Genomic DNA, 17,654 nt, shown 5'->3' with positions numbered 1-17,654 from the left:
GCGTTCAAAGTGCCGGCGACTGACAACTCCACCACCTCAAAATAGGATTTGCGATGACGATCAAGGAAGACAAGCTGGAAGGACAGAAGACGAGCGGCGGCAATGTCGTGTCGAAAAAGCTGATTCCGTACGGCGGTTACTACACAAGCAAGGTGCCTGGCCACGATCCCGAGCTCACCGAGACCGGCCCCGGCACACCGATGGGCGAGTTCATGCGCGCGTTCTGGCATCCCGTGTGCATGTCGATCGAACTGACGGACACACCGCGTTATCTCAAGATCCTCGGCGAGGAACTGGTGGCGTTTCGCGATGGCAGCGGGCGCGTGGGCGTGCTGCATGCGCATTGCGTGCACCGCGGCGCGTCGCTCGAATACGGCGCGATCCAGGAGCGCGGCATCCGGTGCTGCTATCACGGCATGGTGTTCGACGTGGACGGCACATGCCTGCATGTGCCGTTTCCGAAGGGCGAAGAGAAGGAAGCCGAGAAATTCGCGTGCTCGATCCAGCAGGGTGCGTACAAGGCGGTCGAGCGCAACGGCCTCGTGTTCGCGTACATGGGACCGCCCGATGCCGAGCCGCCCTTTCCCGAATGGGAAGGCGACTTCACGGTGTTGCCGGGCGACGAGCTTGTGCCGTACAGCAACTTCCAGCATTGCAATTGGCTGCAGGTGCAGGACAACGCCGCCGACAACTATCACCCCACCGCGCTGCATGCCGGCAAGAATGTCGTGAATGGGCAGTACCAGGGCACGACATTCGACGAGGTCGGCGCGGCATCGATGGAAGTCGCGCCCGACATGCACTTCGTGCCGGTGCAGCAGGGCCGCAGCCTCGCCTGCGCGGGCGCGCGTCGAGTCGATAAGGACCGGCTCTTCGTGCGCGTGCAACATCAGGTGCTGCCGAATCTGAGCCTGCATGCGTACACGTCGGAAGACGGATCGAAGAAGAAGCTGTTCAGCCGCTTTCACATCATCCGCTGGACCGTTCCCGTCGACGACGAGAACAGCAAGATGATCGGCTGGCGCGTGATGGGCCCGGGCATCGATACGCGCGGCGTCGGCAAGAAGGAACTCGTCGGCTATGAGTCGATCGACTTTCTCGAAGGACAGGTCGCGATGCGGCGCCCCGAGCGCTTCGGCGAATACAAGCTCGAGGATCTGCCGCCCATTCCGCCGAATCATCGCGAGCGCGAGAACTACAAGGCCGCGCAATACGCGCCCGGCGACTACGAAGCGATCATCAGCCAGCGACCGATCGCCGTGCACGCGCTCGAGAACCCGACGAAGTTCGACGCCGGCCTCTTCCTCTTTCGCAAGTTGCTACGCGATGCGCTGCGCGGCACGAATCCCGCGGCATCGGCGCAGAGCTTCGCCGAGTGGTTCCGTGCGAACGCGGGCGCACCCAACAGCTATTGCTCGGGCAACGTGTTCGAGATTCCCGAAGGCGACACGGTCGAAGAAGAAGTCGCGCGGCGCCGCAAGGTCACGAAGACGATCGTCTCGATCCTCAACGAGAGCGAGCGGCTAAAGGCGGATGAACGCGCAGTATTCGTGCGCGAGAAGTTCGAGGAACTCGAACAATCGATGAAGAACTGAAGCGCCACGACAAGCAAGGGGCGCGTCGCGCGCCTCGTGCGGCGAATCGGGATTCGGCAGCACATATGAGGGATCAGGAAAATGGCAAGCGAACAGACATCGAACTCCGACGGCAGCACGCTCCAGTTGCTCGTGCGACAGGTTCGTTTCGAAGGCAAAGGCATCAACTCTTACGAACTGGTCGATCCGTCCGGCGCCGAGTTGCCGGCCTTCACTGCCGGCGCTCATATCGACATCCATCTCGGCGACGGCCTCGTGCGCCAGTATTCGCTGTGCAACGCACCCAACGAGCGCCATCGCTATGTGATCGCCGTGCTGCGCGACGAGCGCGGCCGTGGCGGATCAAGAGCGCTGCACGAGCGCGTGCATGTGCAGGACATCGTGCGCGTGAGCCGTCCGCGCAACCAATTTCAGCTCGTCGACGATGCGCGCAGGGTGATCCTCATCGCGGGCGGCATCGGTGTGACGCCGCTCAAGTCGATGGCGCATTGGCTGGAAGACGCCGGCATCGAATACGAAATGCACTACTGCGCGAAAGATGCGGACTGTGCCGCGCTTTCCGGGGAACTCGAGCCGATGCGCGTGAACGGCCGCGTGCACTTTCACTTCGACGGCGGTGATCCGAAGGCGGGGCTCGACATCCGCCGCTTGCTGAGCGAGCCGTCGCACGGCGTGCACGTGTATTACTGCGGTCCAGCTGGTTTCATGCAGGCATGCGCGGATGCAAGCGCACACTGGCCCGCCGGCACCGTCCACTTCGAGCACTTCAAGGCGCCGGGGCGAAGCGAACCCGCGAGCGCGGCGAACGATGTGGCGGACACGTTCAGCGTGAAGATCGCGAGCACGGGACAGATGATCGAAGTCGCGAACGATCAGAGCATCGCGGACGCACTCGAACAAGCGGGCGTCACAATCGAAACATCGTGTCATGCGGGGTTGTGCGGGACATGCAAGGTGCGGTATCTGTCCGGGGAAGTTGAGCACAACGACTGCATTCTCAACGACGACGAGAAGGCCGAATTCCTGACGGCCTGCGTATCGCGCGCGAGAAGCAAGGTACTGGTGCTCGATCTTTAGCCGAGATGTTCGATTAGACTCGCGATGGAGCTGTAGCCTCTCGAGCGCAAGGGGCCGTTGTCGGATATGAAGCCGACCTTCGTATGTCTCTTCTCACGCACGGACGAAAGGCTGATGATGGCCGGACACCGCCGATGGAAGGGATCGAAGCTAATCTCGCCCACTACCTTTGACAAAGGCGAGCCGGCTCCAGGTCACACCCATCCGCTGATTTCCTCGTTGGGTGGATTCGGTCCGGACATTTAGCACAGTCCTGAAGCTATGGGCGCTTGCTAACCGAATGGTCTCTGCTGCCGAAACATCAAACATTCGGCGTCCTTCGGGGACTGGACCGTGACGTAAAGACATCACCACCATCGCACCTTCCCGCAGCAAGGAGCTGACCGTCGACATCGCCTGACAACGCTCGTCTTCGTCCAGATGCATCCAAACGGCGGAGAGCATCACCAAGTCGAATTCTCTTCGTCGCGAACGTACAGACATGAGATCCGGCAGACTGTCGTCCACCCATTCAATCCGGGAAGACGAATGCAGCCCAATTCCTGCGACGCGCAACGCGTCCACTGGTTCTACGGCCATCACTGTATGCCCCATAGCTCCTAACGCAGCTGCATCGGTTCCGATACCGGCGCCAACGTCAAGAATGTGGGCCGGGGGCATCGGCAAGAGATGCATGACGGGCCTGTGGCTGTTCTCAAATGAGATGTCCTGCCATTGCTCGATGAGCGATTGAGCGTTCTCAGCGTAGCCTTCCGTCCCGCTTACGTTGATGGACACCACCGACTCCACATGTCGCGTTCTCGCAAAGTTGCCCGATTGTCGCCAATCTAGCCCGCGACGTCCAACGTCCGTTCGTGGCCGACGACTGCCTGACGGCAATTGAATGCGGTCGCCGACTGGACGAAACGTTAGGCTGCTGGCGCTATCTATTCTGTTGACGGCGCCAGTTCATCGAAGCCTGGGCGCGACAAGTGCAGCACTTCGTAGCGTTCGCCTGGGACAACTGCTTCTGGTGTGTCGGCCCAAAGCGTGAAGGTGACACGCTCCCAGGAGCGCGGATCAATCGCACAGGCGCTGGCGATCACACTACTATGCCTTGCGATACGCTCGACTTCAGCGACCGCATCTCGCGCGGCCTGCGCGAGATCGGCTTCGCGAGGAACGACCACTCGCTCCCGCGTCGCCGCGCAAGGCAATACGCCGGACGCCGGTCCGCGCTGGCACAGGAGGCCCGACCATGTCAGCACGACGGGCCGTCCGAACGATTCGACGATGCCTTGGAAACCGCCTCCTTCCCACAGGAAACGGTTCATACCAACGGTGTCATTCCACAAGTAGAACGGCGAATACTGGTTGAGCGTCGCACCTGCCTTGTCGCGCTCGCGGATCAGGTAAGCCTTGAGACCAAGGCCAGCGAACGTGTCGGTCATGTGCCCGCGGTCCGCGACGCGATTTCGGATGATCTGCATATCGTAGTCGGCGGGCAAGGTGATTTCATAATGCATCGCATACATGATCGGGCTCCAGATTTTGCTACAACCAGGCGAGCGACATCCATTGCGAGGGTGCCGCCGCCCGCGATTGTCGCTGACCCTGAGCTGCCGTTCGGCCCAGTCTAGCTGCAACGGCTTCTTTGAAGCCAGAACGGCCGAAAGATCGATGAAAGCAGCAGGGCGACTCTCCGGCGAAGACGCTTTGAAGGGGGCAAACCAGGATGCTTTCCGACAACGCCTCGCTCGGCGACACCACGCCTCGCAGACGAGGCCACAGCCGGTTCTGCCCCCCGCAACTGAGGAGTTCCACGATGCCAGCTCATTCGCTCAACTTAAACGATCGTGTCGCCTTGGTGACCGGCGGCTCGCGCGGAATCGGACGCGCCATTTCGATCGCGCTTGCCTCAGCCGGCGCAGCAGTCGCCGTCAACTATCGGCAACGCGAGAACGACGCGGCCGACGTCGTCGCGGAAATCGAACGCGCCGGAGGCCGCGCGATCGCGGTATGCGCCGACGTATCGGTCGCAGACAACGTCGAAGCGATGATCGCCGAGGTGGAAAACCGCCTCGGCCTGATCGACGTGCTCGTGAACAACGCGGGCACCGCGACGATCGTCGACATCGACGATCTCGCGGAAGCGGAGTTCGATCGAACGCTCGCCGTCAATCTGAAATCGGCGTTTCTCTGCACGCAGACAGTGCTGCCCGGCATGCGCGCGAGGCGCTGGGGCCGCATCGTCAACGTCTCGTCGGCCGCCGCCCGCGGCCCCGGCTTGGTTGGCGTTCACTACAACGCATCGAAAGCCGGCCTCGAAGGCTTGACGCGCGGCTATGCGGCACGGCTCGCCCGCGAAGGGATCACCGTCAACGCCGTTGCACCGGGACCGATCGACACCGAAATGGCTGGACCGCTTAAGGCGTCCAACGTCGCAGAAAGGCTGCCCGTCGGGCGCTTGGGCGAAGCGAGCGAGGTCGCGGAGGTCGTGCTGATGGTCGTCGGCAACGCATTCATCACGGGCCAAACGATCCCCGTCAACGGAGGCGCAAGCTTCATATAGATCCTTGGCCGCATCGCGCGCGGGCAAGATCCGATGCGCGAGAGGCGTCCCGGTTAGGCGCGAGTAGGTCCGCTCGCACGCGCGGCACCGGAAAAACGGTAATGCATGATGGCGATTCGGCCGGTTCTGCACCCGCGTGTTGCCACTCTTGCAGGCCGGGCACGGTGGCACGGGCGTCGTCTCTCGCGAGTACAACTCGTCCCAGATTCCGGTTACGAACGTTGTCAACAACGGATCGTCCTCGTCGCTGTACGCGCGGCCCGCAGCATGCGTGACCGGTAGCGTCGCGTCGAACTCGGGGATCAACGTTTGCGTTGGACTGCACGCGGTCGAGCCGCGGTGGTCCTTGTGCTCCGTGTGCTTACGTTTATGCGTGCGCGTCATGTTCGCTGTTCAACGCAGCCGTTGGTGGCCGCGAAAGCTGAGGGTATCCGTATGTTGTTTCGTCTTCTCCGAGTCAGTCTAAAAGCGGGTGCCGGCGTGGCATCCGCCAAAGGCGCCGCCGCTGGTTGCCGAGCCGCCGCAGCCGAACAGGGAACAGCCGCCGAGCAGCGACGACGCGGCGACAACCAGCGCGGCGACGATGAGTTTTCGTCGTTGCATGATTGCAATCAATGGTGAAGCGGGTTGGTCGCGAAAATCAGCTTGAGCGCAACATGTAGAAATCCCCACGCGAACAGGATCGCGGCCAGCGTATCATCCGCATGGCGCGTCATACCATGATCGGCACGGACCCCTTGCTCCGCCGGCGGTTACGCGCCAGACGGCGGCTTTCCCAGGCGCATTCCGGGCACCAGCTGCCTCGCCAGACACTGTTGACCGAGGCGCGCCACAGGTGACCCTTGGCGCACTCCCAGTCGATCTTGCCGTGTGGTCCCGGGTAGACCGTCGACAGGCAGCGTCCGCCACGCGAATTCGCCACTTCCTGCATCTGTTCGATCGTGCGCGTTCTGGCCTTCACCGCGCAGCGGTGGCACCACTGGCCTTTCTTCACCCTGAACCACTGTGCTTTCCAGATGTGACCTTCGGCGCACTGCCACTCCAGCGGCGTTTCCTTGTCGACATATGCTGACAGGCACCGTCCACCCCGCTCGGCCGCAGCCCGTTCAAGAGCTTCCTGCGGGGGTTTGATACTCTGGTGATGGCAGCTCTGGCACCAGTCACCCGCCAGCACGCCCTCCAGGCTGGCGAGCCATGTATGACCGGCCGCGCAGCGCCACCGTAGTTTTTCCCTGGTGCTCTCGTATTGGGTCGACAGGCACTGGCCGTCCTTCGCCGCCGCGAGTGCACGCGCCTCCTCGAGCGAGTGAATCGTCGCGCGCTCATAGGCGCAAGCCTGGCACCAGCTCCCCATGCGCAGCATGTGCGTCAGCATCGGGAACCGGTGTCCCGCTGCGCACTCGAACTCGAGCGGCACCTTGTAGCCCTCATACGCGGCCGAGACGCATTGCCCACCCCAAGCCCGCGCGAGTTTGCGGATCGCGGCGAAGGCCCGCTCACGATAGTCGGGCGCGCCGCTTCCGCCCGGTCCGGGCAGGCCGTCCCGTGCACGTTGTACGCGCTGTCGCGTGCCTGCGGGTAGCCGCTCTGACCATACCGCCGTCGCGACCGGTCGGGTCCGCCGGGCTGTCGACTTCGCCGGACCTCCCGATCCGGTTTCGTGTTCACGGGCGAGCCGGATGTCAACATCCAGCTGGTCGAGTTCCTGCTGCAGTTCGCGAAGCGTCTTCATCGGGCCGCCCCGTCATGCAAACACGTTGGGCACAGACACTTCCGGACGTCGTGTCATTCCGGCTAGTCCTTCTGGCGATCACCGGATGCGACCAGTTCCTGATCCATCAGCGTGAGCTTCAGCGGGGCATCGGCAGACAGCTTCTTCTTTACGATCACGTATTTCCAGCCATCGCCATTGCCGGGATTGCGATAGAACGCGACGATCGCCACGTACTTCGTGTCTGCCTGCATGGGCTGAGACAGGCTGACCGACGCGCCAGGATTGACGACGGCTGCCATACTGGTCTGAAGGTCCTGCGCGAGTACGGTCCTGTCGTTCTTCAGCAGATCGTCGTAGGACACGCCGTCAAACAGCTTTCGATCCTTGAGCTGATAGACGCGGACCGCGAGTGACGTCGAACGGCCCGCGTCATCCGGATTCAACTCGGCACGCGCGGTCAGGTCGACGTCAAGCACCTTGACCTGCCTGAAAAACACCGAGTGATACGCGCTGGAAGTCGTATCAGATACGGACTGCCAGGCGCCGCATGCGGAAAGCAGCAGACCTGACGCGAGGGCGGCCACGGTTAAACGTAAAGGCATGATTTCTCCAGATTCAGGCGGCACGTGGAACCCGATGCGGGTTCGGTCCGGGCGTGGGAAAGACTTCGTAGACGCCGAGCGCAATGGTGATGATGCGTTCCTCATCAGACGGCAACACGACGGTCCATCCCAGCCGCGGTGCCGGGCCGGTCGCAGCCGTGCCGACCGACGGCGCGGGCGCGAGACGCGACGACACCTCCATGCGCAGGTGTACGTCGGCCTTCGTGCCCACATACAGGCGGATGAACGCCATCAGCTCGCGATGCAGCCATGCGCCGGGCAGCAGGTCGTGCGCCTGCTGTCCGTCCGAAGGGCGCAGCGTCACTCGCACGGCGCGGCTGCGATATTCGAGGCGGTTGCCGAGCACGTAGCCCCCGCCAAGTCCGCGGCGCTTGCTGTCTTCCTGAGCGCCGGCGAGCCTGCCTGACGACGTGAGGGGCTGCGGCTGTCCGGCACGCTTGACCGTCGGCCAGAACTCGTCGACACGCACCTCGACACCGGGCACCGCCAGCGCCACCACACCAGCGAGTCCCTCGGGCGTGCGCGTGCGCTGGACCAGCAGACCCAGCAGCGCGAGCACGCGTGAATCCGGCAGACCCGACCGGGCCGGCTTCTCGCCCCACCCGAAGCCGGCGAGGCACAGGAGGTTGCGCGACTGCGCATCGGTGCCGCCCGCCTGGAAACTCTCCGGGTAGCGGTACTTCTTCCAGGCGCGGTACAGCAGCGCCACGTAGCGGTGGTTGAACTGGTCGAGAAACGCTTCGACGGCTTCATGTCCTTCCTCGCGCAGGACGATCTCATCGATCATGTGCGATGGCACCGCGGCGTCGACGCCATACAGGCCCAGGAAGGTCGTGCGCACGGTCGGCGGCGCATCGGGACGCTCGTCACTAAGTTCCACCGCGGCGATCTCACCGGCCGGGAACCCCAGCCGCGGCCTCGGCCGGAACCTCACCGGCTCGTGCTCCGGCGTGTCTCGCGTGCCGAAGCCCGGTTGATCGGGTACACGCACTTCGAGCAGCCTGCATAGCTGCATGAAATTCATCTTCGGCGCGCGCGCAAGCAACGACGCCACGAGCGGTTCAAGATTCGGCAACTCGCGTGGTTTCATAGGGGAGCGCGCTGCGCCTTGCTGCGCGGCCAGACGGTACGGGTTTGCGAAGGCAGGCTCACGATGGCGAGCTTCGTGAACAGGTTGATCTCCGCATACAGCCCGAAGAAACGGTGCAGCAGTTCGCCGAACAGCATCACGTCGCCCTCGCCCGCGAACGCGTGCGAATCGAGCGTGACCTCGATCAGTACGCCCCGCTCGACCGAGCCGCCCGACACCTCCTCGAGCAGTTCCTCCGACACATGCAGGATGCCGGCGAGGCGTCGGCGGTTCAGCTCGTCGTTGGTCCAGTCGTAGAGCGCCAGTGCGCCCCGCAGCACTTCCGCGTCCATCATCGACAGGAAGTTCGGCGCGAGGTGCGACAGGACTCTCCACTGGAAGCGGTCGCCGGTCGGCGGATAGAGTGGCAACGTCGGCGCCACCAGGTTGCGTACACCCGCGACATTGGGCGTGCTTGCGGCCAGTTCGTCGATGCTGGCCTCGCGCAGACCCTTGCGCGGCAGCATCCCGTTCGTGCCGGTCACGCGCAGCGATACGCTCTCCTCAGGCAGATCCTCCATCGTCTCCCACGCGTGGCCGCCGAGGATCACCCATGTTTCGTGCAGACCGGTCACGCCTGGCCGCACGCGCGTGTGGAAATAGCGCTCGGGTGCTTCATGGCGCAGCATGCCGCCACGGTGCCGGAAGGTCGTGAACGGTACATACTCGTAACGCTCAGCCGTCACGTGGTCGAATGATTCGATGGCATCGACCGAATACGTCTCGACATGCTCGCCCTGGTGCCCCGCCGGGACGACCCGGTATTCGGTCTCGTGGTGATCGATCACGACCGGCTCGGCATCAAGCTCGAACAGGTTGATGACCGGCGTGCAGAAGAGCCGCACATTCTCCGCGCTGAAACGCTGGTCGGATGGATACGCGTGCTTGAGCACAAGCTCCAGTTCGAAACGGGTTGTGCTCGCCGGCAGCTTCGCCACGTCGAGGCCGCACAGGTCGACAAAGAGGAATTTCTCGCGGAAAGTGAAGTATTCGAGGAGCAGTTGGTAGCCTGAGAACGAGGCCTCGGCCTTTGGCCATAACCGCTCTTCGGTCGAGAACCCTGCCGGCTCGATCGTTACGCCTGCCAGCGGCAGCGCCTCGCCATCGCGCACTTCGGCGATCCGCCATGCAACCGAATCCACCTGGCGGGTCAGCGCAAGATGCATCGCGAATGCGGTCGGCAGATCCGCGTTCAGATACAGGCGCACACGGGACAGGTCCGTCGCTTCGCGTCGCGCAGACTGGTCCAGATGGAATCCGAAGCGGATCACCGAGCGGCCGTCATGTCGCACGGTAGGGCTCGCATGCGTGAGGCGCAGCGGCTGCAGCGTAACGTCCTGCGTGGTCCGGTAGAGGCACTGCACAGTCCTGGGCGTCGTGCCCTCGGCGCCCGCTGCCGGCGGCACGGCGATGGACGCAGAACGCACCGGCACACCGCCAGGCACCGTTTCGGTCTTCTGCAGCTTTTCCGCGAGCGGGATCAGCTCGACAACCGACAGCGACGGCATCATGCGCAGGTAGTGTGGCCACAGCAGGCTCACGAGACCTTCCGTCAGTTCGGGCAGTTCGTCGTCGAGCTTCTGCTGCAGGCGTCCGGTCAGGAACGCGAAGCCTTCATGCAGGCGCTCGACATAAGGATCGCGCTCTCCGACGCGATCGAGGTTGAGCATGCGCGTCCGGTCGGGATGCGCTTTCGCGAACTCCTTGCCGGACTCGCGCAGATAGCGCATCTCGGCTTCGTAGTAGCGCAGGATCGGATCGTCGTTTTCCATGGTGTTCTCTTGTTTTTGTTCTCTTATCACAGCGTCAGCGCACGAGCCGGGTCGAGCACAGTCAGCTCATCGCGCAACTGCCCGATCCGGTGCGCGAGCGCTGGCTTGTCCGCGTCCTTGCGGCTGCTTGCGGTTTTCAGGGCACGCATCAACTGGTGCTTCACCTCGAAGATGAGCGCCGGCTCCCAGCGCATCAGTGGCAACGAGCGGGCAGCAGCATCGAGTTCGGTCAGCAGCGCCATCGCCGTCTCCGCACGGCCCGCATGATCGGCAAGTCGCGCCATCACGAGCCGCTGCAGGTAGCGCTGGCGTTCCGTCCGGATGCCGGGCAGTGCGTCGAGCCATGCGAAGGCTGCCTCGATACCGTCGCCGGCCACCATGTCGCGCGCCTGCGCTTCGATCTCGGGCCAGTCGCCGGCGACGCCGTCGTCGCTGTCGGCCGAAACAGGCAGCGGCGCGACGCTCTCGCCTGCTTCGAGGTCGCGCACGACTGCGTGGCGGGCGATCCATTCGAGCGTCGCGTCGTCGGCGAACGGCGTGCCGTCGTTGAACGCGAGCCGCTCGATACCGGGCAACCTTTCGAGGAACAGCGCGAAGTCGGCGCGCAGCAGTTCCCGCCACGTGCTGTAGGGCGCACCGACGTGGTCGAGCGCGACGTGCTGGAAATACTGCAGGTCGAACCAGAGGTGGTTCACGCCCTCCATGTACGCCCCTTCGACGCGCTCCAGCAGTTCGTGCCACTGCTTCTGCAGCACGAGCCGTTTCATCTGCTGGCGCAGTTCGCCGCGCGGCGGCACAAGGCGCGTACGTGCGCTCGCATCCGCTGGCGGCACCTCGTGGAGTGTGTCCCAGCGGATGCTGCGCACGAGCCGCACGGAAGGCAGGTAGCCATTTTCCTGATCACGCAGCCACGTTGCCATTGTGCGCGCCTGCTCAAGCAGATCGCGCGTGGAGCCGATGGCGCTGGATGCTGAAGGGGCACCTGCCACAGCGAAGGGCGCGGTCGAGTCGGGTTCCGCGCTGCGTGCGGGATCGTCGCCGCGCTCGAAACGGGACACGAGGGGGCGCAGGTTAGGCCGGGCCGCTTCTGGCCACACCCCGGTGCGGGTCACAAGCAGATCGAGCGCGGCGATCGCACGTTCGAGATCGGCCGGCGCGAACTCGCCGCGGCTCTCAAGCAGATCGATCATGCGGGTGGTGGCCAGCATATCGAGCGCCCCCTTCTTCGCCTCGGCGCGTGCGGGCAGCAGCGCCTCGCCGAACCGCTCCACCAGCGCGGCCGCAAGCTCCAGACCGTCCGCGAAGCCAGCCGTCCCATCCTGGCGCAGTCGCGCGAACGCGTAATACCCCACAACACGCAGATCCTTGCCGGTTTCCTTCGTGAGCTGCTCGCAGGCGCGCACGATCAGGCCGTCATCAATGCCGGAGAGCCTGTTCGCCTCGTCCTTCAGTTCGAAGAACGCATCCTCGTAGCCCGGATCGCGGCCCACACCGTGGTCGCCTGGTAACGAGTGCAGCCACGCGTCCCACGCATCGAGACGCACGCGCACAAGTTGCTCCGCATCACGCGACGGAAACAGACTCTTGAACAGACCGGACAGCATTTACTCGACCTCCGGCATCGCGCCATGCGGCAGCGGCATCGCAGCGTGTTTCGCTGCTGCAATCGCTGACGGCGGCAGTGGCGGCGGATTGTCGGCCGAGAGCTTCGGTCCGCCTTTCGCCGTGCTGGTCACGAAGATCCGCGGCGGCAGCGTGAAGTGGCGTAGTTCGAGCACGTCGAGCGGCCCCGCTCCAGCCTCGCTGCGAAGCTGTACACGCAGCGGAATGCCCTGGCTCTGGTCCGGCGTCCAGGTCAACAGATAGCGCGCGCTGTCCTGCGGCGACACCTTCGCGTGCTCAAGCAGCCGGATCAGCCCGAACCGGCCCTGGGCGTCGAGCCCCGAGCGCAACCCGCCCTGCTCGGTCTGCCACTCGATATGCGAGAGATTCTCCAGCGAGTCGCCGGGCCAGATAAACGGCGTCCACTCTTCCTTCTGGTTGAAGTAGTGCAACTCGCGGCCCGACAGCACGAACTTTGTGTCAGTCACGCCTGGTGTCGGCACCGCGCGTAGCTCATAGCGCACATGCGCGTCGCCGGATGGAAACAGCACGGTCGCCACGCGGGTGAGCCTGTTCAGGTCCGTGAGGAAGCCCGGATCGAGTGTGAGCGCGCCGTGGTTTGCTCCTTGGGCCGCCACCCATCGGTCGCCCTGACGCTCGACGATACCGGCCAGTTGCGTCGTGACGAACCCGGTGATGACGCCGCTGTCCGGACGCATGAAGCGCGCCATCTCCGGCAGCGAGGCATCGTTGTCGGAGTCGGCGAATGGATAGCGGCCGCCGAACGTCCGGTTCCAGTCCGCGACAATCGCCGTGCGCCAGATGTCGTTCAGGCTCGCCGCGGCCGGCTGTACCACGACCTGCCAGGTCTGGTCGAGCGGTGCCTGAAAGAGATTGCCGAAGCCTGCCCATTGCTCGCCGAGGCTCGCAGCGAGACGGCTCGCGTAATCCCGGCTGTCGGCGATATCGGACGTCTTACCCTGCAGCACGGATTGTGCGGCCGCGCGGGCCATCGCGTCCGCGTCGGCACTGTCGACCATCTGCTGTGCCTTCAGCCGCATCGCGCTCACCCGTTCGAGATAACGCGCGAGGCTCAGGTCGCCCGTGGCCGCCAGCTGCGTGGCGGCCTTCGTGTTTGCGGGCGCGCCCGAAGCCAGGGAAGCCAGGTCGCTACCCGTCAGGCGCAGGACCGGTCCGAAGGCCACGGCCAGCGGTGCCAGTTGCGGCTGGGTCTGCTTCGACGGATCTTTCTCGTCGGCGCCGACAAGCTGCTGGGCCTTGCTGATCAGGGTGTCGGACAGCGATTGCGTCGCGGTGCCCGTACCTGCCTGATAAACCACTGCGTTCATCAGGGCAACAAGCGGCGAGCGCTGCGGATCACTAAGCAGCGTCAGCTGGTCAACCGTGCCTGACAACGTCGGCGCCGGCTGCCAGCGCAGGCTGTTGAGAAACAGCTCCCAGGCTCGCGCGTAGTCGTCAAAATAGCGCTGACGCAGTTCGGCTTTCAGCGAGCCGGTCGACGGTGCGCTCGCGTGGACGTCTGAGAGCACCCAGTCGCCGGTCACGTTGCGCTGCTCGCTCGCGTCGTCGATCGCTTTCGAGATCCGCTCGTCCCACGCAGTGCGCGTGAACACGCCCGGTACGGTCGCCGCGGTATTGAAAAGCCCCTTGCTGCTCGTATCTCCCAGCAGCGTCGCAAGCGACACAGGCGGATATTTCGGCTTCGCGTCGTCGAGGATCTGCTGGTAGATCGCGTCAGTCGAGTTCTGGATGCCGCGCACGCCGATGATGGTCTGACGCGCCGTGGCCACCAGTGCGCCATCCGGAACGATCGCGAGCGATGAGTCCCCGGCGGATCCATGGCGCCCCAGGTGACTCGCAAAGAACGCGATTGCATGCTGGCGCAGGTCTTCCCACGTGCCGGACGTGAGCTGGGAATTGGCCGGGCGCGCTGGCACGGCCGTGGCAATCATCTGCGGCGTCAGGAATGCAGCAACCGCGCGGTCCGGTCTCGCGAGCATCAGGTAGGTCTTGAGTGTGTCGTAGGCGGCTTGGACCTGCGCGTTGCCGCCGCTGGCGATTTCCGCATCCGAGAGCGAGGCGAGCTGGTGCAGGCGCTCCTCCAGTTTCAGGCGGATCGGCGCGACGAGGATGCGGCTGACGGCGTTTTCATAACCGGGCCAGGCGGCGATCAACAGCGCATCGTCGTGGTTCAGACCGAAGCGTGTAGTCCACGATGCGCCGTCGCGCTGACGGACTTCGAGGGTGTCGATCTGCTTGTCGAGGCTGTCGAGTGCGAGCACCGCCTGCGTGTGGTCCTGCACGATAGAAAGCTTCGTCAGCGTGCCGGCTGCTGTCTGGATCGCCGAGCGGTTGGTGAAGCCCGACAGCATCGTGCCAGCGACCCAGCATCCAATAAGCGCCATCGTCATCCACGCGGCCGTGGTCGACAGTGAGAAGCCGACACGGCGGCCGTGAATCTTGCGGCTGTGGTCGGCGACCGTTTGCCAGATCGTCCTTTGCTGCGGCGGTAGGGGATCACCGTCTTCAGCGTCAGGAGCTGGAACGGGTGCCGGTTGCCTCCCGCTCCTTGAACAGCGGAGCAAACAGCAGCCCGTGGATCGCATTGCGCCAAAGGCGTGACGCCCTGGTCTGCATCACAAGGTCCGACAATGCTGCGCGAAGTTCCGAAATGTGTCGCGACAGCTCGGCCGGGTACCGGTCGTTCGGATCCTGCGTGAGGCGCACGACTCCAGCGTCGGCAAGATTTTCAGAGAGTCCGCGCAGCGACGCTTCGACCTCGTCGGGACGCGTGCGCTCATTCGCCCAGGTGAAACCGATCGCCTCGTCTGGTCCGGACTGTTCGCCACCAAAGTCGGTGACGTTCAGCAGGTACGCGGGCGCAGCCCAGCGCAGCGCGCGGGCGTGACGTGCGAGCCGCTGGGCAATGCCCTCCGCGTCGAACGGCGTATTCGCTGAACCGCGGTTTCGCGTCAGGGCTACGATCGCGTCAACAGGGGGTCGCCGACGCAGACGACGGATCTGGTCGAGCCATTCGATATCGAGCTTGTCGGTGGTCTGCTTCGCATAGAGCAGCACGGTATTGCCGGTGATCGCATAGCCGGTGTCGGCGAGCCCGGGCGCAAGACGCTTGACGAGCGGCTCGTCGCCTGCGACCACGACCCAGCGGTCGCGATAACGCCAGCTCCAACCGTGACGCTCGCGAAGCGCATCGCGCAGCATAACGATCTTGTCCGGTGTTGCGACGTGCGCGAACGCCGGGCCTTCGTTGGCACCTTGCGCCTGCTTCTGCGAATCGTAGCGTGCCAACCACCGCATCGCACGCATTGAAGCAATCCAGAGTACGACGGCCTCAAAGTACTTTACGAACATCAACGCCAGGAGCAGCCCCGAGAGCAGACATAGTTCGATGATGATCCGTGTCTGAAGCGACCATCCGCGCGACGGGCCCTCCATCCAGAAGGCCAGACCCACCGCAACGAAAAGGATGCCAATCCCGATGCCAACGAAGAGCGCTACCGGCTCAGACTTTTGTTCATTCATGTTTGTTTTCTGCACACGAGCGCGATCAGGTCGCCACCGTCCGGTGTAAGTACGAGTTGCGGGTCGCCGGTCCGCGCCGCGAGTTCAGCCGCGAGAGCGGTTGCAAGCCATCCGCCCGCCGCCCCACAGTCCCCGACCGTCGTTTTCAGGTCGATCTTTGATCTTTGTCCGTCGAGTTTGGACGCCGACTTTATTGCTACCTCTAGCTCGGGCGAAAGTCCGTGACTCCAGACAGTCTTGACGCGTGTCGACGCCGCTTTCCCCCACCGCATGGCATGTCCGAGTGTCTCTCCAACAGTATCGACCGGGCCCCGTGCTGGACGATGCAGGAGTAGGGGCGGGTTTCCCGTCATTGTTTTGGCAAGGCTCGGGTGCCCCAATAGCAGCGCGACACCCGCCTCCGCGACTCCGTCCTGCAAGCGCTCGCTGACCGCATTGCGCAATCGAACTGCAACTAGCAGGTGAACAACCGGCGGCCTCATGCGGTCGAACCACGCGTCCGCTTGAAACACCGACGAAGGCGCGGGGGGAGGCGTCATCGTCACACGTAGAGACGGCGATTTCGCGGAAACGAGTTGCTGCAGCAGGGCACGCACGTCAGTGTCCTCAAGTACGGAATGCAGGCTCGATTCGACCTGGAGCGTGGTGCGCGCCGGAAGGGCCATTAGTTGCGGCGCCAGGCTGTCGATCAATCGGACCAGAAGCCAATTGCAGACTGCCTGATGGCGAGCGTGTTCCGTTAGTTCGTTTCCCGCATGGAATTGCTGATCCGGGAGTTCTAGCCAACGGGCACTCACGTCGGTGTTTGGCTCGGCCCGGCTCGCCCGAGGGCGCAACACCAGGCTGCCGTCGACCAGCCCCTCGATACCGTTCTCGTCGTGATCGGAGGAGAAACACCACGCATGGCCCAGCAACGCCAGCGGCTCGCTGGCAAGCGCATGGCATTTTTCGGTTTCGTGGTCGCTGACGCGATTTGCCGCGATGGCCCCACTCCGTCGTGCGTATAAATATCCAAGGCGACAGCACAGCAAAAACGCCCATGCAAGCATCGGATAGCCGACGACACAGAACCAGAACCAAACAGTGTTTGTCGGTCGGCCTTTCGGCCACAGAAAGATCGTCAGCGCGGCACCCAGGCACAGGACGACGCCGAGGAGCACTAGCCAAACGGTTTTCGAGAGCTGCGGCGGCGCAGGTACCGGAATCCGCGGCGGTATGCGAGCAAAGTCAATCGGCATCTGGCTATCGGACCGTCGCCCCATCAGACACAGCGATGAGGACACTCCCGCACTGGGCCTTGTCTCCATCACGCGAAAGCGGCGTGCCAGCATCCCTGATGCCGCCGCCCCCTTCCACGATTTCGTTGTCGCCGTGAATCGGACAGGACACCAGGTCTCCCACGCGTGCGGCGCGACGACCCTTGACCTTGATACGGTCCGAGCCGGTAAGGATCTTCCCGCCGTGACTCGTGCTGTCACCTTCGTACGCTAATTTTTTCATTCAGTATCCCTGTTTAAGCAAACCCGATCAATTCGGTAAGTTCGTATCGCCGCTCTTCTGCGGTTGCGGACGCCACTGGCGCAGTGCGTCTGATAACTGCTTCAGACGCGTCCGGTCACGAGCCGAGACCGGATGCACGGTATGGTCCGAGTCGTTTTGCTTCACTAGGCTTTTGCTTGTATCGATAACGAGCTTGCCGCCTTTAAGCGTCAAATAGGTTGGGTCGTAGCAGTACGGGTTGTCGCCTTCGTTAGCGGGCTTCTTGTCGAGCAGGACAAAATCACTCGCCTTGAGCTTTGGCATGTCGACCGGGTTGCAAAGACTCCTCAAGTGGAATTTGTCCGGAATCTCCGCGTTAGGATTTTTCTCAAGCGTGCTTTTTTTATGAATCGACCGTAATTCAATCTCCCAAAAAACTCCGCCGTTGGATCAACGATCCACACGACGTTGTCTTCGGCAGTGTCCCCGCTTCTGCACTGAACTAGGTATCGTCCACTTCCTTGCGTCCAAAGGACCGAAAAATCGGA

The 17,654-nt window shown here is 63.5% G+C and carries 14 protein-coding genes and 1 pseudogene; 3 read left to right on the top strand and 12 right to left on the bottom strand.

Translation table 11 applies throughout. The annotated features are described in order from the left end of the window. Positions 1 to 53: 53 nt before the first annotated feature. A complete protein-coding gene (locus OKW37_RS24080; protein ID WP_090807834.1) occupies positions 54 to 1,595 on the top strand; it encodes a Rieske 2Fe-2S domain-containing protein in 1,542 nt (513 codons plus the stop codon). Positions 1,596 to 1,676: 81 nt separating this feature from the next. After that, positions 1,677 to 2,672 (top strand): PDR/VanB family oxidoreductase, encoded by a 996-nt coding sequence (locus OKW37_RS24075; RefSeq protein ID WP_184057973.1) that lies wholly within the window; start codon positions 1,677 to 1,679, stop codon positions 2,670 to 2,672. A 150-nt stretch (positions 2,673 to 2,822) separates the two neighbouring features. On the opposite strand, the gene OKW37_RS24070 is transcribed toward OKW37_RS24075, so the two are convergent. Further along, positions 2,823 to 3,449, bottom strand: a complete 627-nt coding sequence (locus OKW37_RS24070) for a class I SAM-dependent methyltransferase (RefSeq protein WP_184057971.1) — start codon at positions 3,447 to 3,449, stop codon at positions 2,823 to 2,825. Positions 3,450 to 3,598: 149 nt separating this feature from the next. Further along, positions 3,599 to 4,177 carry a DUF4865 family protein gene (locus OKW37_RS24065; RefSeq protein WP_429404403.1) on the bottom strand — a complete coding sequence of 193 codons (579 nt, stop codon included), beginning with the start codon at positions 4,175 to 4,177 and terminating at the stop codon, positions 3,599 to 3,601. A gap of 299 nt (positions 4,178 to 4,476) precedes the next feature. On the opposite strand from OKW37_RS24065, the gene OKW37_RS24060 reads away from it, so the two are divergent. Further along, a complete protein-coding gene (locus OKW37_RS24060; RefSeq protein ID WP_429403996.1) occupies positions 4,477 to 5,223 on the top strand; it encodes an SDR family NAD(P)-dependent oxidoreductase in 747 nt (248 codons plus the stop codon). A gap of 462 nt (positions 5,224 to 5,685) precedes the next feature. On the opposite strand, the gene OKW37_RS24055 is transcribed toward OKW37_RS24060, so the two are convergent. The 10 genes and pseudogenes from OKW37_RS24055 to OKW37_RS24010 all read right to left on the bottom strand — a co-directional run bounded on the left by OKW37_RS24055 (position 5,686) and on the right by OKW37_RS24010 (position 17,430). Beyond that, the gene (locus OKW37_RS24055; RefSeq protein WP_187611616.1) at positions 5,686 to 5,826 is read right to left on the bottom strand and encodes a hypothetical protein; all 141 of its coding nucleotides are present in this window, start codon (positions 5,824 to 5,826) and stop codon (positions 5,686 to 5,688) included. Between the two features lie 109 nt (positions 5,827 to 5,935). After that, positions 5,936 to 6,955, bottom strand: coding sequence for a zinc-ribbon domain-containing protein (locus OKW37_RS24050; RefSeq protein WP_429403993.1), 1,020 nt, complete (start codon positions 6,953 to 6,955; stop codon positions 5,936 to 5,938). 62 nt (positions 6,956 to 7,017) lie between these two features. Continuing rightward, positions 7,018 to 7,539: a type VI secretion system lipoprotein TssJ gene (tssJ, locus tag OKW37_RS24045; protein WP_429403991.1), complete on the bottom strand. Its 522-nt coding sequence runs from the start codon at positions 7,537 to 7,539 to the stop codon at positions 7,018 to 7,020. A 13-nt stretch (positions 7,540 to 7,552) separates the two neighbouring features. After that, positions 7,553 to 8,650 carry a type VI secretion system baseplate subunit TssG gene (tssG, locus tag OKW37_RS24040; RefSeq protein WP_262419884.1) on the bottom strand — a complete coding sequence of 366 codons (1,098 nt, stop codon included), beginning with the start codon at positions 8,648 to 8,650 and terminating at the stop codon, positions 7,553 to 7,555. After that, a complete protein-coding gene (gene tssF / locus OKW37_RS24035) occupies positions 8,647 to 10,461 on the bottom strand; it encodes a type VI secretion system baseplate subunit TssF (RefSeq protein ID WP_429403989.1) in 1,815 nt (604 codons plus the stop codon). The genes tssG and tssF overlap by 4 nt, the downstream gene beginning before the upstream one ends. Before the next feature lie 26 nt (positions 10,462 to 10,487). Continuing rightward, entirely contained in the window at positions 10,488 to 12,065 is a 1,578-nt protein-coding gene (gene tssA / locus OKW37_RS24030; RefSeq protein WP_429403987.1) for a type VI secretion system protein TssA, read from the bottom strand. After that, positions 12,066 to 15,627 (bottom strand): annotated as a pseudogene (locus OKW37_RS24025) (ImcF-related family protein). It lies immediately after the preceding gene. Then, a complete protein-coding gene (locus OKW37_RS24020; protein WP_429403983.1) occupies positions 15,624 to 16,865 on the bottom strand; it encodes a hypothetical protein in 1,242 nt (413 codons plus the stop codon). Before OKW37_RS24020 ends, OKW37_RS24025 begins: the two are co-directional and overlap by 4 nt. A 4-nt stretch (positions 16,866 to 16,869) precedes the next feature. After that, positions 16,870 to 17,127: a PAAR domain-containing protein gene (locus tag OKW37_RS24015; RefSeq protein ID WP_429403981.1), complete on the bottom strand. Its 258-nt coding sequence runs from the start codon at positions 17,125 to 17,127 to the stop codon at positions 16,870 to 16,872. A 27-nt stretch (positions 17,128 to 17,154) separates the two neighbouring features. After that, positions 17,155 to 17,430, bottom strand: coding sequence for a hypothetical protein (locus OKW37_RS24010; protein WP_429403979.1), 276 nt, complete (start codon positions 17,428 to 17,430; stop codon positions 17,155 to 17,157). Positions 17,431 to 17,654 lie beyond the last annotated feature (224 nt).

Origin of the sequence: Paraburkholderia sp. MM5482-R2 (assembly GCF_050436125.1) — a bacterium.
In the GTDB taxonomy this organism is placed as follows: Bacteria; Pseudomonadota; Gammaproteobacteria; order Burkholderiales; family Burkholderiaceae; genus Paraburkholderia; species Paraburkholderia tuberum.
This window is presented reverse-complemented; position numbering and strand designations above follow the sequence as displayed.

Excerpts from the sequence above, each read along its gene's own strand:
- tssA (WP_429403987.1), bottom strand. The coding sequence starts at position 12,065 with ATGCTGTCCGGTCTGTTCAAGAGTCTGTTTCCGTCGCGTGATGCGGAG.
- OKW37_RS24015 (WP_429403981.1), bottom strand. The coding sequence starts at position 17,127 with ATGAAAAAATTAGCGTACGAAGGTGACAGCACGAGTCACGGCGGGAAG.
- OKW37_RS24080 (WP_090807834.1), top strand. The coding sequence starts at position 54 with ATGACGATCAAGGAAGACAAGCTGGAAGGACAGAAGACGAGCGGCGGC.
- OKW37_RS24075 (WP_184057973.1), top strand. The coding sequence starts at position 1,677 with ATGGCAAGCGAACAGACATCGAACTCCGACGGCAGCACGCTCCAGTTG.
- tssG (WP_262419884.1), bottom strand. The coding sequence starts at position 8,650 with ATGAAACCACGCGAGTTGCCGAATCTTGAACCGCTCGTGGCGTCGTTG.
- OKW37_RS24060 (WP_429403996.1), top strand. The coding sequence starts at position 4,477 with ATGCCAGCTCATTCGCTCAACTTAAACGATCGTGTCGCCTTGGTGACC.
- OKW37_RS24020 (WP_429403983.1), bottom strand. The coding sequence starts at position 16,865 with ATGCCGATTGACTTTGCTCGCATACCGCCGCGGATTCCGGTACCTGCG.
- tssJ (WP_429403991.1), bottom strand. The coding sequence starts at position 7,539 with ATGCCTTTACGTTTAACCGTGGCCGCCCTCGCGTCAGGTCTGCTGCTT.
- OKW37_RS24010 (WP_429403979.1), bottom strand. The coding sequence starts at position 17,430 with ATGCCAAAGCTCAAGGCGAGTGATTTTGTCCTGCTCGACAAGAAGCCC.
- OKW37_RS24065 (WP_429404403.1), bottom strand. The coding sequence starts at position 4,177 with ATGCATTATGAAATCACCTTGCCCGCCGACTACGATATGCAGATCATC.
- tssF (WP_429403989.1), bottom strand. The coding sequence starts at position 10,461 with ATGGAAAACGACGATCCGATCCTGCGCTACTACGAAGCCGAGATGCGC.
- OKW37_RS24055 (WP_187611616.1), bottom strand. The coding sequence starts at position 5,826 with ATGCAACGACGAAAACTCATCGTCGCCGCGCTGGTTGTCGCCGCGTCG.
- OKW37_RS24050 (WP_429403993.1), bottom strand. The coding sequence starts at position 6,955 with ATGAAGACGCTTCGCGAACTGCAGCAGGAACTCGACCAGCTGGATGTT.